Source organism: Acinetobacter oleivorans DR1 (assembly GCF_000196795.1).
Taxonomy (GTDB): Bacteria; Pseudomonadota; Gammaproteobacteria; order Pseudomonadales; family Moraxellaceae; genus Acinetobacter; species Acinetobacter oleivorans.
This window is the reverse complement of the sequence record NC_014259.1, coordinates 937,405-951,761: the sequence shown is the minus strand read 5'-3', so window position 1 is coordinate 951,761 and position 14,357 is coordinate 937,405. Positions and strand designations below refer to the sequence as shown.

At 37.9% G+C, this 14,357-nt stretch carries 14 protein-coding genes and 1 pseudogene; 6 read left to right on the top strand and 9 right to left on the bottom strand.

All coding sequences use genetic code 11. The annotated features are described in order from the left end of the window. Positions 1-131: 131 nt before the first annotated feature. Together hda and cxpE are read right to left on the bottom strand one after the other, a co-directional pair. Positions 132-830: a DnaA regulatory inactivator Hda gene (gene hda / locus AOLE_RS04430; RefSeq protein ID WP_013197065.1), complete on the bottom strand. Its 699-nt coding sequence runs from the start codon at positions 828-830 to the stop codon at positions 132-134. 20 nt (positions 831-850) lie between these two features. Beyond that, complete coding sequence (gene cxpE, locus AOLE_RS04425) at positions 851-2,044, bottom strand: chloramphenicol efflux transporter CxpE (RefSeq protein ID WP_004790632.1); 1,194 nt, start codon at positions 2,042-2,044, stop codon at positions 851-853. Between the two features lie 135 nt (positions 2,045-2,179). On the opposite strand from cxpE, the gene purM reads away from it, so the two are divergent. Both purM and purN read left to right on the top strand, forming a co-directional pair. Beyond that, positions 2,180-3,250, top strand: coding sequence for a phosphoribosylformylglycinamidine cyclo-ligase (gene purM / locus AOLE_RS04420; RefSeq protein WP_013197064.1), 1,071 nt, complete (start codon positions 2,180-2,182; stop codon positions 3,248-3,250). Further along, a complete protein-coding gene (gene purN / locus AOLE_RS04415) occupies positions 3,247-3,876 on the top strand; it encodes a phosphoribosylglycinamide formyltransferase (RefSeq protein WP_004790628.1) in 630 nt (209 codons plus the stop codon). Before purM ends, purN begins: the two co-directional genes overlap by 4 nt. A gap of 69 nt (positions 3,877-3,945) precedes the next feature. On the opposite strand, the gene AOLE_RS04410 is transcribed toward purN, so the two are convergent. Together AOLE_RS04410 and sppA are read right to left on the bottom strand one after the other, a co-directional pair. Continuing rightward, complete coding sequence (locus AOLE_RS04410; RefSeq protein WP_013197063.1) at positions 3,946-4,755, bottom strand: alpha/beta fold hydrolase; 810 nt, start codon at positions 4,753-4,755, stop codon at positions 3,946-3,948. 21 nt (positions 4,756-4,776) lie between these two features. Continuing rightward, positions 4,777-5,793, bottom strand: coding sequence for a signal peptide peptidase SppA (gene sppA / locus AOLE_RS04405; RefSeq protein WP_004790623.1), 1,017 nt, complete (start codon positions 5,791-5,793; stop codon positions 4,777-4,779). A gap of 133 nt (positions 5,794-5,926) precedes the next feature. Here sppA and AOLE_RS04400 point away from each other — a divergent pair, with 133 nt between their 5' ends. Beyond that, on the top strand, positions 5,927-6,910 hold the full coding sequence (locus AOLE_RS04400) for a lysophospholipid acyltransferase family protein (protein WP_005307585.1): 984 nt from the start codon (positions 5,927-5,929) through the stop codon (positions 6,908-6,910). Here the strand turns inward: AOLE_RS04400 and AOLE_RS04395 are convergent. From AOLE_RS04395 to AOLE_RS04385, 3 genes are all read right to left on the bottom strand, one after another. Then, entirely contained in the window at positions 6,863-9,295 is a 2,433-nt protein-coding gene (locus tag AOLE_RS04395; RefSeq protein WP_013197061.1) for a DNA internalization-related competence protein ComEC/Rec2, read from the bottom strand. The genes AOLE_RS04400 and AOLE_RS04395 overlap by 48 nt on opposite strands. A gap of 83 nt (positions 9,296-9,378) precedes the next feature. Further along, positions 9,379-10,065 carry a lipoprotein-releasing ABC transporter ATP-binding protein LolD gene (gene lolD, locus AOLE_RS04390; protein WP_005307591.1) on the bottom strand — a complete coding sequence of 229 codons (687 nt, stop codon included), beginning with the start codon at positions 10,063-10,065 and terminating at the stop codon, positions 9,379-9,381. After that, a complete protein-coding gene (locus tag AOLE_RS04385) occupies positions 10,058-11,293 on the bottom strand; it encodes a lipoprotein-releasing ABC transporter permease subunit (RefSeq protein WP_004790618.1) in 1,236 nt (411 codons plus the stop codon). Before AOLE_RS04385 ends, lolD begins: the two co-directional genes overlap by 8 nt. Positions 11,294-11,442: 149 nt before the next feature. Here AOLE_RS04385 and AOLE_RS20615 point away from each other — a divergent pair. Continuing rightward, positions 11,443-11,523 (top strand): annotated as a pseudogene (locus AOLE_RS20615) (PilZ domain-containing protein); the annotation flags it as partial. Between the two features lie 29 nt (positions 11,524-11,552). Here AOLE_RS20615 and AOLE_RS04380 read toward each other — a convergent pair. Both AOLE_RS04380 and AOLE_RS04375 read right to left on the bottom strand, forming a co-directional pair. Beyond that, positions 11,553-12,461 (bottom strand): DMT family transporter, encoded by a 909-nt coding sequence (locus AOLE_RS04380; RefSeq protein WP_013197060.1) that lies wholly within the window; start codon positions 12,459-12,461, stop codon positions 11,553-11,555. Positions 12,462-12,468: 7 nt separating this feature from the next. Then, positions 12,469-12,957 (bottom strand): YaiI/YqxD family protein, encoded by a 489-nt coding sequence (locus AOLE_RS04375; protein WP_081310814.1) that lies wholly within the window; start codon positions 12,955-12,957, stop codon positions 12,469-12,471. Positions 12,958-13,202: 245 nt separating this feature from the next. Here AOLE_RS04375 and AOLE_RS04370 point away from each other — a divergent pair, with 245 nt between their 5' ends. Both AOLE_RS04370 and AOLE_RS20470 read left to right on the top strand, forming a co-directional pair. Further along, positions 13,203-14,144, top strand: a complete 942-nt coding sequence (locus AOLE_RS04370; protein ID WP_004790613.1) for a hypothetical protein — start codon at positions 13,203-13,205, stop codon at positions 14,142-14,144. A gap of 33 nt (positions 14,145-14,177) precedes the next feature. After that, positions 14,178-14,324 (top strand): hypothetical protein, encoded by a 147-nt coding sequence (locus AOLE_RS20470; RefSeq protein ID WP_004790612.1) that lies wholly within the window; start codon positions 14,178-14,180, stop codon positions 14,322-14,324. The last annotated feature ends 33 nt before the right edge of the window (positions 14,325-14,357 follow it).

The following is a 14,357-nucleotide window of genomic DNA, read 5'->3' as shown; positions in this document are numbered from 1 at the left end:
GTGAATGTTTAAAAATTAGAAAGTGCTTTAAAAAGAGCAAGTGCTCTGAAATTAGAATTTTTTGTCCGAGACACTATTTTTAATAGTTTTTATGTGCGCAGGTGAGGCAATAAGACAAGATTAAATAATATCTATGGTTGATATTCATCAATCAAAGCATAAATTTGCCTTAAAGTTGCATTCGAAAGTTTTGTTTTTTCGCCTTTGAGAAGTTTTTCTAACTGAGCAACTGTCTGTAGTAAAAGAGAAGCTTGGTGAGGGCCATGTAATAATAAGTAGTCAACAATTTGCTGATCAAAATGGATACCACGTCTAGACATTACAGACGTAACTAAAGAGTAACGGTCCGCATATAAGCTTCCACTCGGCACTTTAACACTAACAGCTTGCGTAAGTCGCGACTGTAAGTCTGGCAATTCTAACTTTAATTCGATAGGCGCTACACGTGAAGAGAATACTAGCTGTCCTTCGTGATTATTCATTAAATGGAAGACAGCTTTTTGCCAATGAGGCACACCACTAATTGATTCAATATCATCCAAAGCGACAAGATCATAATGCTCTAAAGAAGTAATTGCTTCGATAGGAGCATCAAGGAGTTCAAGCAAAGAAACTTTAATTGCAGATTTACCTACTTCTAAATAAGAGTCACAAATTGCGGAAAGTAAGTGACTCTTTCCTGTCCCTGCTCCACCGTAGATGTAAAACCTACTCACCAGACCAGCATGTAGTTGACGCACAGCATCGACTACATTCCCCCAACTTGGTCCCGAAAAATCACTGATTCGGGCATCAAGTTGAGGTTCTATATCCAGTTGGAGTTGACGCATATATTGAATTAACCTTGAAATTATTTCTGGTTAGGGGATTTCAGTTCATCTGTATCTTGCTGTGTTTTAACTTCAAGATCAAGCTTAGTGCTTTCGGTTTCTACATGAATTTGCTCAATATCGCCATGTTGGATCACTAATGTAGAAGGTGGAGCATAAAGTGAGCTTCTTTCATAATTCTCTCTTAAATGCTTCAACAACACTACAATAACAGCAGCAACAGGCAATGCAATTAACATTCCTAAGAAACCTGCAAGCTGTGCACCTGCCAATACGGCAAAAACAACTGCCACAGGAGATAAACCAATTTTATCACCCAGTAGGAATGGCTGAAGAATATAACCCTCTACCGCTTGGCCAATCATAAATACTACGCCAACCAGTAATAAATGCATCCAATCCAAACCGAACTGGAACAAGCTGGCAATAACAGCTGCAATAATACCTACGGCAAATCCTAAATAAGGAATAATACTGGCAAGACCAGCCACCATACCAATAATAAGACCAACTTCCAAACCAATGAGCTGCAAACCAACTGCATATACTACGCCTAGCAATAGCATGACGAGAAACTGACCCTTAACAAACGCACCTAAAACGCTATGGCATTCACCAACGATCTGTAAAGTAGTTGCTTCATATGGGCGTGGAATGAGACGGCGTAAGTTTTGTAGCATACGGTCCCAGTCTAATAAAAAATAAAAAGCAATAATTGGAATTAGAACAACTGTTCCACCAATTTGAATAAAATTTAGACCTGATTGTGCAAGCTTTAATAAGACAGCTTGAATACTATCGGCACTGTAATTTGTCTGAACATAATCCATGACAGCTTTGGACATTTGATCTGTATCAATTTCCATTTGCTGAACATTAAATGTCGAAGAAACCCATGGCAATAGTTCTGCATTAATCCAGTGAATACCTGCTGGAATGCTATCTCGGGCGTAAACCAATTGTTTCCAGATCAGAGGAACCAAATACCATAGTGCAATGGTTAGTGTTACACCAATTCCTATGAACACCACGCTAATTGCTAACCAGCGAGGCAATTTGATTTTTACCAGAACATCAACGAGTGGACTGAATAAATAAGCCAGGAAAAAAGCACCGATAAAAGGAATGACTACAGGCTTGAGTAAGTACAATACCCATACCAGCAATACAATACCTGCGAGTAAAAGAATACGGCGCAGTATACGATCTTGCATAAAATCTAGCCTTTTTTGATTTAATCGTTATAAATGAAAAAATATTTTTATTAAAGATAGCATTTTCGAGCATAAATAACATAAGAGTTTCGTATATTCAGGTTATAATCTGCCGCCAATGCGGAGACTTCATTTATGAGCAACTCAACTTCTACCCCAAATACCAGTTTAAGCTACAAAGATGCGGGTGTCGACATTGAAGCGGGCGACGCACTGGTCGATCGTATCAAGTCAGTCGCTAAACGTACAAGTCGTCCTGAAGTAATGGGCGGGCTTGGTGGCTTTGGTGCACTATGCAAAATTCCTAAAGGTTATGAAGAGCCTGTTTTAGTTTCTGGAACCGATGGTGTAGGAACTAAATTACGTTTGGCACTTAATCTTAATCGTCATGACACAATCGGCCAAGATCTTGTGGCTATGTGTGTAAATGACCTTTTAGTTTGTGGTGCAGAACCATTATTCTTCCTTGATTATTACGCGACTGGTCACTTAAATGTTGACGTTGCTGCAAATGTTGTTACTGGTATTGGTAAAGGTTGTGAGCTTGCAGGTTGCGCACTTGTAGGTGGTGAAACCGCAGAAATGCCAGGCATGTATGAAGGCGAAGATTACGATCTTGCTGGTTTTGCTGTTGGTGTTGTTGAGCAAAGCAAAATTATTGATGGCTCTAAAGTAAAGTCTGGTGACGTACTTATCGGTGTTGCATCAAGTGGTGCTCACTCGAATGGTTACTCATTACTACGTAAAATCTTAGACGTTAAAAACGTTGATTTAACTCAAGTGATTGATGGTCGTCCTCTTGCAGATGTTGCAATGGAACCAACACGTATCTATGTAAAACCAGTTCTTGAACTTTGCAAACAAGTTGATGTGCATGCTATGGCACACATCACTGGCGGCGGTTTACCTGGTAACTTACCACGTGTATTACCAAATGGTGCTCAGGCAGTCATTGATGAAGCTTCTTGGGAATGGTCTGAGTTATTCCAACTTCTACAACGTGAAGGCAATGTAGAGCGCTTTGAAATGTACCGTACGTTTAACTGTGGCGTAGGTATGGTCATTGCTGTTGATGCTAATGATGCAGAAAAAGCAATTGAAGTGCTTAATGCTCAAGGTGAAAAAGCTTGGAAAATTGGACACATCCAAGAAAATGCTGAATCAGTGGAAGGCGCAGACGAAAAAATTCGTGTGATCTTTGCATGATAAAAATTGCTGTTCTAGTCTCTGGGAACGGCAGTAATTTACAAGCCTTGATAGATGCAAATCTATCAGGGCAAATTGTAGGTGTACTGTCTAATAAAGCAGATGCTTATGCCCTAGAGCGTGCTCAAAAAGCCAATATTGCTACGGCCGTTATTTCTCATAAAGACTTTCCAACTCGTGAAGTGTTTGATGAAGCAATGCATCAACAGCTCTTGGCTTGGCAAGTGGATGTGGTTATTTTAGCCGGTTTCATGCGCATTTTAACTCCCACCTTTGTCAACAAATGGCAAGGGAAAATGCTGAACATACATCCCTCACTTCTTCCAGCTTATAAAGGTGTGAACACTCATCAACGTGTCTTAAACACAGGTGATCGTTTACATGGTTGTACCGTACACTTTGTAACGGCTGAACTTGATTCTGGTCAATCAATTGCCCAATCCGCTATTTCAGTTAAAGAACATGATACTGCCGCTTCATTAGCAAATCGAGTGCATGCACTTGAGCACTTTATCTACCCACAAGTAGCAGAGTGGTTATGTAACGGTCAACTTACATGGAAAAATGGCCAAGCTTATTTCCGTGATCAAGTTCTTGAACACCCTATTCGTTTTGCAAATTGGTAAAACTTTTTAATTAAAAGCAAAAATAAAAAAGGACATGCCAGCATGTCCTTTTTTTTATAAGTCTAAAAATTAATTTGGCTGATGATGAATCAATTTCTTTATAGAATTCACTGTATCAATAGGATGTTCTAGAGGAAACATATGTCCCCCTTCAACCACAGTAAATGGGATTCCCATTTTTCGCTTTGCCATTTGAGGAAAGCCTCTTTTTAAGAAATCACTTCCTTTACCTACAACTAAATGCACAGGCATCTTAGGTTTTGGCATAGGCAGCCACCACCAAGAAGGATTCTTACGGAAAATTGCAACTTCATCCTCACGAGAAATCGTTAAAGTAACTCCGCCACGGACCGAATCTTCTTTCAAAGCATAGTCGATGTAGGCTTGAAAACAATCTTCATCAAAATCTTTATAGAAACCTTTGGGACGCAGTAATTCAGCAGCCTGCTCTCTTGATTCCCAATGTTCACGACGGCGTGCAGATAAGCCTGCTGGAGTCATCGCATCAACCAATTTAGGACGAAATAGTTTTGCCATATGAAATGCAAATGAATATCGCCCTAAAATAAGAGGCGGATCTAACATAATAACTTGAGAGAAGAGTTCAGGACGCTGAAAAGATGCCATCAACGTTAAAACCGAACCAAGAGAATGGCCAAGTCCAATCACTTTACGTCCTTTCGCCTGTCGCACAATACTGTCAATTACCTGATCAACCAAAGCAGGCCAATGGTTAGTCACAGGATAACGTTTATCAGGACCAATCAGAGGAACATAAATAATGTCATATTCCCCTTTCAACTGGTCAAACAGTTTTTGATACACTTTTGATGGCACGCCATTCGCATGAGCAAAGTGTATAACTGGTTTCATTGACATACCGCTATCCTAAAACAGATTTTATTGTAATTTTGCGCTTTGACGAGTCTGCACTTCTTGAGCAATAGATTCACTTACCCCTTGCCCGATTTGTGCCCCCATACGACCTAAAATGGATTGTAATGGGTTGCGCTCAATTGTGTAGTCAACTTTATTATCAAGGTTTAGTTCACGCATCAAGCTCGTAATGTTACCTGAACGGTCAGCAACACCTAATTGGATTGCTTGTTCGCCAGTCCAGAATAAACCAGAAAAAATAGCTGGATCATTCGATTTTAAGCGCTTTCCACGCCCTTCTTTAACTGCAGTGATAAAGTGAGTGTGAACATTATCAAGAACAGATTGAATATGTTGCTTTTGCACAGGATCAATCGGTTTTGTCATACTTAAAATGTCTTTATTGGTTCCTGCCGTTAAAGTGCGATCTTCAATACCAAGTTTCTGAGCTAAACCAGTAATCCCATAGTTAGGCATGATCACACCAATTGAGCCGACTAGACTTGATGGATTGACAATAATCTCATCCGCAGCAGACGCAATATAATACGCACCTGATGCGCCCATATCACCAATAACAGCGTAAACCTTTTTATCTGGATGCTGTTTTTTCAAATAACGAATTTCCTGCCAGATTTCATCAGACTGAACTGGGGAACCGCCAGGTGAGTTAATATTAAGTGCAATAGCTTTACTATTTGAAGCTTCAAAAGCACGTTTAAGCGCTTTATTGGTATCTTCACTATTTACTGATTGATTACTCGAAGCATCAATAGTTCCAATAATATCCACTACAGCCAAATGAGCACTACTGCTACTTACTGCAGAGCCTTCTTTGCTGGTTGAACAGCCTTTACCCATAAGTACAATAATGAATAATAAATAAATAAAAGTTAATGTTTTAAAGAAGATTCCCCAACGGCGACTACGGCGCTGTTCCTCTACTGAAGCAAGTACAGCCTTCTCAAGAATTTGCCATTCTGGTCCATTTTGTTTAGGGATTATAGGTTCATTTTGTGGTTTTGGTGGCCAATCGGACATAAAATTCCAATCCAAATTAATCTAAAATGATGTCATTATATACGTTGATTTGATAAAAACTGTCTAAATAATATGATTTCATTTATAATAATTTTATCTTTTTTTAATTATTGCTTCCTTTTTACCGCGATAGATGACCAAATTAGATACAAAAAGCATGAACTACTACCTACTCAAAACTTTTAGCCGCCAGCCAATTCAATTTGGACGTTTTCTTGCTCGTATGTTGGCAGGGTTAATTAATACTTTAAAAATTACTAAAACATCAAAAAGTATAGAACTAAACCTACAAATCGCCCTCCCACATTTAACGCCACAGCAGCGAATAGAAATTACGCAGCAAGCTATTCGTAATGAAGTCACCTCATACTTTGAATTTTTAAGTATTTGGGGCTCATCAAATAGTAAGAATATTTCACGTATTCACCATATTGAAGGTGAACATTACTTTCACGAAGCACTTGCCGCAAAAAAAGGTGTGGTTTTGATTGTTCCACATTTTGGTACATGGGAAGTCCTGAATGCTTGGTGTTCACAATTCACTTCAATGACAATTTTATACAAGCCAGTAAAAAATGAAGATGCAGACCGTTTTGTTCGAGAAGCACGTAGTCGTGAACAAGCTCACTTGGTTCCTACTGACGAAACTGGTGTAAGACAAATTTTTAAAGCCTTAAAACAAGGTGAAACTACCGTAATTTTGCCTGACCATACGCCTAACGTCGGCGGCAGTATGATCAATTATTTTGGTGTTCCCCTTGCCTCAAGTAATTTAAGTACCAAGCTTATTCAAAAAACTAAAGCAAAAGCTTTATTCCTTTACGCGATTCGTAACGAAAATGACGGTTTTACAATGCACGTTGAACCTATGGATGAGAAAATCTACGAAGGTAGTGCAGATGATGGAACTTATGTCATTCATCAGGCTATTGAACAACTCATCCATCGTTATCCAGAACATTACCACTGGAGCTATAAACGTTTTAAAGCAAACCCTGCTTTAGATAATATTTATAATATTGATCCAGCTGAAGCTCTTCAAATTGTGGATAAGCTTAAAGCAGAAGCTTCACAAATTTCTGTGAAGCCAAGTACGCTCGAAACGTCGAGTGTATAAAATCATTTGATGATTCTCAGATACAAAACTTAATGTTCCTTGCTCAACTGTGCTTTTAAATGGAATATTAAGTTCTTGTATTCTCGCTAAAACTTCTTTGCTTGGATGACCATATCGGTTATTAAAACCGGCAGACGCAATAACAAGCTTGGGATTTAACATCGCTAAGAAGTCATAGGCTGAACTATGCTTACTACCATGATGACCTAAGACCAAAACATCTACTTTTAAATCAGGATATTCTTTTATCAATTGATATTCTGCTTCCCATCCCGCATCCCCCATAATTAAATAATTCTGATAACCCCTTACTTGTTTTAAATGAATATAAACAACACAAGAATATTCATTTTGGTTAGTAGGAACTAAATTTAAATCATTTTCTTTAGGCCAAAGTATCTCAATATCTAACTGTGGATATTGCCATTTTTGCCCTTGATGACAATAGGTAAATGATTCTTTCACCTTCTCTGCCCATAGCTGATTTGATATAACTTGTTTGATAGGAAAAGCCTGAGCGATAAAAGGAAATGCCCCACTATGATCTTGGTCAAGATGAGATAACACGACGTGATCTAGTTGCTTAATACCTTTCTGACGTAAATATGGAACTACTACATTTTGACCAATACTGAAAGTTTTCTCGTCATAAGAACCACCCGTATCAATTAACCATGTCTGCTCTGGATGTTGTAGAAAAATCGCTTGTCCTTGGCCTACGTCTATAATATTTAATTGAATTTGCTGTGAGGTTTTATTCGGAATGAGTAAGGGTAAACAACATATAAGACTCCAAGATTTTGGTAAAACACCACGCGGTAAAAATAAAATAATAATGGCACAGCTTAAGCCTATCAAAGCCAGTGGTGTCAGACTAAAACCTTGCAACGGTAGAGATAATTTCTCTAAAAGACTAAAGCATGTCAGCACCATACTGAGCAAAATATCATTAAACTGAAAGAGTGCATTTCCAAGTGAATTAAAAATAAGCCACACACAAGCCGCGAAAATATTTAAAGGAACAATAACTCCTCCTAACAGAGGAACAGCAATAATATTTGTGAGAGGTGCTACCCATGAAATCTGCTGAAAGAAAATCAACATTAGAGGACATAGAGCAATATATATTTTGCCCTGAGATTCAATTAAATTTTTAGTTAAAAGAATTATTTTAGATAGCAAACTCAATGAGGCAAGATTTGGTGCCTGTACTATGGTTTGATAAATGCGTAATAAAATAAAGCAAGAACCATAAGAGAGCCAAAAACCTGCTGATAAAACACTAAATGGATCAAAAAGTAAAAGTAGACTTGCGCTATAAACCAAGAGCGAAAATGGCTTAACTGGCAGTTTGAGCAACAATAAAAAGGCAAATAAAAATACTGAGAGTAAAGTTCTTAAGGCTGGAATTTCAAAGCCGACAAAAGCTGCATAAATCAAAACGCCAAAACATAACGGAATCATTGCTAAAATTTGCTTGGGCTGCCACAAATAAAGCTGAGGATAATAACGTCGTACTAATTGATGTAATCCCCAAGATAACAAGATTGCGAAAATGAGGACATGAGGTCCTGAAATGGCCAACAAATGAGAGATTCCTAACTGCTTAAATTGATTTTTAATGTCTTCATTTAAAAGACTTTCATCCCCAGTTAGAAGCGCTAATAATAGTCCTTTATTCTGAAAGGGAGATTTTTTTAGCATTAATCTAAATTTTAGACGGAGTTTTTCTATATTTAATTGTTGGCTAGTCAAAAAATTTTGTTGCTGTTTTAAGTGATTTTGATAACCTAACCGATAAATTTCATTAGAGTTTAAAGGCTCAATATGCCGAACACTGAAACCTGACATTATGTTTCGTTGAATGAACCATTGTTCTTGATCAAAAGCACCTGATACTGCATAACTATGAGCTGGTCTGGTTTTACCCGAAATTCGATAGTAATGACCTAATTGTAATTTTGGCTCCTCGATTAATGCACTCTCATTTTCATTTTTTAAATATAGCAACCAATTCACCGTATGGGATGACCGCCCTAGAACTTGAGCGAGTTGCTGTGCCTTATTATCTTTTTCTTCGCTTATTCGGTCTATATAAACCACAATCTCTAAAGACTCAGGTTGCATCTCCCGTAGTTGTAGTCTTTCATTTAAGGCATGCTGAGCATACTGATGGCCTATAACAAAAAGGCTAAGACCACAGATTAAATAATAAACTCCTTTTAATATGGGACGATTTAAAAAAATATGCCGCTTAAAAATATAAAAAATTAAGCAGATAAAGAGCAAAACTTTACCAACCCAACCATATTGCATTACTAAAGGAAGATCTATTCCCATAAATGCAATACCTACAATCCACCCCAATAAAATAAGCTTTAACATTTAAAATCATATCGTTATCTTTTTAGGGGCAAAATTAAAGCCCAACTGAGTGGGCTTTAACAATGTGATTTAATGACAATTTTTTAAGAACCGCTTACCCAAAGACCATCTTCCATATGCAAGATTGAATCTGCTGCCTGAGCCAACTGCTCATCATGGGTCACAATGAGCATAGCCATATTGAGCTCTTTCTTAAGATCAGTCAGTAATTCGAAAATACCAACAGCTGTTTTACGGTCCAAATTACCCGTTGGCTCATCCGCTAAAACTACGGCAGGTTTAGTGACTAAAGCACGTGCCAAAGCCACACGTTGACGCTCACCACCTGAAAGTTCACCAGGTTTATGATCCATACGGTGAGATAATCCCACTCGATCTAGTAAATATTCAGCTTGTGCCTTTACCGACTTATATTGACTGTCTGCTCGAAGCATTAAAGGCATTGCCACATTTTCAAGCGCAGAAAACTCAGGTAATAAGTGGTGGAATTGATAAACAAAACCAAGGTATTTGTTACGTTGAAAACCACGTTCGGCTTCACCTAAATTATCAAAACGTTGACCATTTAAAAATACTTGTCCTTGTGTTGGTTGTTCTAGACCACCTAACGCATGAAGCAAAGTACTTTTACCTGAACCACTCGCACCCACAATTGAAACAAACTGCCCTGCTTCAACTTGTAAAGAAAGACCTTTAATGACTTCAACCTTAGATTTACCATCATCAAAATGTTTATATATTTCTTTTGCTTCTAAAACAATTTTACTCATAGCGCAGTGCCTCGGCAGGTTGAACTTTGGCAGCACGAAGCGCCGGATAGATAGTCGCCAAGAAGCTTAAAAGTAAAGAAACAATCACGATAATCGTCACATCTTGCCATCTTAAATAAGAAGGAAGGTAATGCACGAAATAAGCATCGAATAGATTTAAGCCCAACACATTGTTAAACCATGAAATGATATCGCTAATGGTTAAAGCTAAAATTACACCTAAAACTGTACCCGCAACTGTTCCAATCACACCAATCACGGTGCCTTGCACCATAAAGATTTTAGTAATCATTGATGGCGACGCGCCTAATGTACGTAAAATGGCAATATCTGATTTTTTATCAGTCACAACCATGACTAACGACGAAACAATATTAAATGCTGCAACCACAATGATAAGTACAAGTAATAAACCAACTAGTGTTTTTTCCATTTGAATGGCATTAAACAGGTTGCCATGCGTATAGGTCCAGTTCGTTGCATAGAAATTGCTTGGTAAACTTTTTACCAAATCATCTGCAACTTGTGGCGCGGCAAAAATATCATCTAGTTTTAAACGAACACCTTGAGCACCATCAGGCAAGCGTAATAAGGTTGACGCATCATATAGGGCGATATAACCCACCATAGAGTCGACTTCAGCGCCTACACTAAAAATACCCACCACTTTAAAACGCTTGAAACGAGGTACAACACCGGCTGGAGATGGTGTTGCTTCAGGTAAAACCAATGTCACACTGTCATTTAGACGTAAGCCTAATGAGTCAGCCATATCTTTACCAAGCACAATACCAAACTCACCCTTTTTAAGTGAATCTAGACTCCCGGCAACAATATGATTTTGAATAATAGACACATTCTTTTCATATTTTGGGTCAATACCCGTCACCATAATACCAGCGACTTGCCCTTGCGCGGTTAACATACCTTGCAATTGGGTAAAAGGTGCAACCCCAGTTACATGTGGATGATGTTCAACTCGTTTTACCAGTTCAGGCCAATCCGTGAGGATTTGTGTAGATGAAACTGTCGCTTGCGGCACCATTCCCAAAACACGGTTTTTCAATTCACGATCGAAACCGTTCATTACAGAAAGTACCGTAATCAGCACTGCGACACCTAGTGTCAAACCGACCATCGAAACCAATGCAATAAAAGAAATAAAATGATTACTGCGTCTTGCGCGAGTATATCTCAACCCTATATACAGTGAGATTGGTTTAAACATACCTTCTAAATCCAAGGTGATTGATGGGAAATAGCAGATGCCAATGTCAAATTACATTCACATTTACTATTTGGCCATATCGTTAGATGCTGTATTAAGGTTTAAAAATCAGTAAGTTCTGATCTTCCCTTAACAATCCTAATATTATATTGCTGCGCTATTTTCTACTACTTAAGTTAGGAGATCAATTTGATCATGCATTTCGCTACGAATTAGAACAATTTAATGAATAAGCTCAACAAATTACCCAAATCTTCTCCTATTTAGACTTCATATGTTGAGCAAAGTTCCGGTTTGCCTGAATGTCTTTATAGAAATATAAAAAGAGCCCAGACAAGATAATTAAAGCCCCTACAAAAACCATAATCGAAAGTTGTTCATGATTTAAGGCAGCTCCAATCATCATCGCTAACATTGGTGTAATTACTGTCGTTAAAGATAAAGTCGTTGGCTGAATATTTTGTATAAGTTTGAAATAACAAAACATGGCGACTAAAGAAGCCATGAGTACCGTATAAATTAAGGCAAATAAAGATTTAGCTTCTGGCAAATGTGTCGGTGCATATTGCCAAATAAATGGAATAAAACAACTAGCAAAAATAGAAGACACTAAAATAGAACCTGTTGCCTGAGCCATCGGCTGGATCTGAGCATTAACTTTCTTAACCCAGAAAATTGAAAAAGAATAAACAAACACACTGATCAGCATAAGGACAATACCAAACGGATGCACATGCTGATTTGCACCGCTCAAACAAATAATCGCTAGCCCACTGACCGCAATTGCCATACCCAACCATTGCAGCTTATAAAGTTGTTGGCCAAATGCAAACCGACCAATAAGCCCTGCCATAATAGGTGCTAAGCCAAACATAAGTGCAATCATGCCTGAACTTAAATATTGGGTTGCGGCATAAGTAAAAATTTGGGAACCAATTAAGCTAAAAGATCCGGCAATGTAGCTATGAACTGCTTGTCGATGAGCCGGAAAAGGTGTTCTTAAAATCAGTAATATGATTACTGCCAAAGGCAATGCAATAAAAAAGCGTAACAACAATGCCCACATCAGATGTAAATCAGACACACTCCAAACAATAGCCAATGGAGTGGTTGCCCAAATGAACACTAACAAGGCATAAGTTAAAGCCAAATTGGTTTGCGATGGCATGTGATGCTCACTTAGCTGTTTTACGTTTTTGCTTTAAAATTGTTTGATCTAATGAACTTGAAAATTCACGCTTATCTCGCTCGGAAATAGGCGGTGGTCCACCAGTTTGCACACCCGCACCACGAAGCGTATCCATGAAATCACGCAGATGTAAACGTGCTTTAACATTCGCGGTTGTATAAACTTCACCACGTGGATGAATAGCAACGCCCCCTTTCTCGATCACCTGAGCTGCCAGTGGAATGTCTTGCGTAATGACAATGTCATTTTCAATCATACGATCAACTATTTCTTTATCGGCCTGATCAGCGCCACTTAAAACCTGTATTGACTTAATACGAACAGAAGGTGTAATTCCAACATTTTGATTAGCAACAAAAATAACTTCTAATTGATAACGATCTGATGCACGCAAAATTACTTCACGTAAAATTTTTGGTAAGGCGTCTGCGTCTACCCATAGTTTAAATGGCAGCACGTTATTCTCTATTTCCACTAAAAATCTAAGTCTAACAGATGCTTTTCGAAGGTGAGTAGAAATAAACATTAAACTTATTTTTAATTTCAACATTCAAGTTTTTATAGACGAAGCTTACTTTTAATTTATAAATAGAAGCCACATTTCTCTTTAAATGACTAAATATGTGCTTTTACAAGAGAATTTACACATGACGACTTGAAAAATAGTAAACACCCTCGATTTAATATAACAAGTAATGTGAACCCAACAGCATCGTGCTTATGAAAAATCAAAACAGTCCAGAAGTAATTAAAGTAAATGACCAAAATTTTGGTAGTCATGGCGAACATTGGAATCTATTGACGTCCCATCCTGAAACAGATGTGCCAAAATGGTTAGGGCTAGCACTTGATGCACCTGTAATGCCGATGGGCTTATGCGAACATGAAGAAGATATGGATCAATCTTTTTGGTTGATTCAAGGTCCACAAAACCAAAAAGTTACAATCAACCAGATTATTGCTGTTGAAAACCAAAAGCCTCGAGCACTCAAAACAGCCTTTCCAAGTTTTGAAAGCCCATATCAATATAATGCAAAAATTGAACGTATCATTACTTGTGACTCTGCAACGCAAGCCGTGTTAAGTTTAAGACTAAATAAGAATACAACCGTTTATGCGTTTGATAATTTATTTAGCGTTAACGCTTGTCAATATGACAAAAACCAAAACTATCAAGTTCAATTTAATGCATGGGCTTATGAATTAGAACCAGTTCCAGCAGGTGAGAAAATTGTTGTTGATGACCCAGCTTCAATTAAACATCACCGTGCATTAAATGCAATTTTGACTGAACATAATGGTATTGCTCCTGAAAACTTACAGGAACTCATTAATGAATGGCAGCCAAAAACCCCAGAAGATCAAGAACCTGTAACTGTTGATTTTTCTAAAATGGTCGCATATTTATATGGCGAAAATCTTGGTCAAGAAGATGAAGCATGGTTCCAAGGTAATATTGTTGGCAAAACTTCTATGACATTTATGGGGGCAGAATATACCCTTTATGATGTTACTTTGGTTTTAGAAGATGATCTTCCTGCCATATTAGTGCGCATTGCGACCAAAAACGATTTGTATAAAAACTTTAATATTGGCGAATATATTCGCGGTAATATCTGGATTCAGGCGACTATTTGTGCTAAAAAGGGTGAAACTAATTGAATTTCACTAATATTTTAATAATTAGGTTATTGAATGAAGATTATACCCGAACAAACTACCAGCCTCATTCAATCTAGTAGCCTGCGCGTAAAGGTCGATACTGGTGCGTTTTGCTTTTTTGTATTGGGTATGTTTTTAGCTGCCATATTCATGCACCAACTTGGTTTAGTACCTTTTTAGTTTATAAAATTTATTCAAAAATAAAGCCCTCAT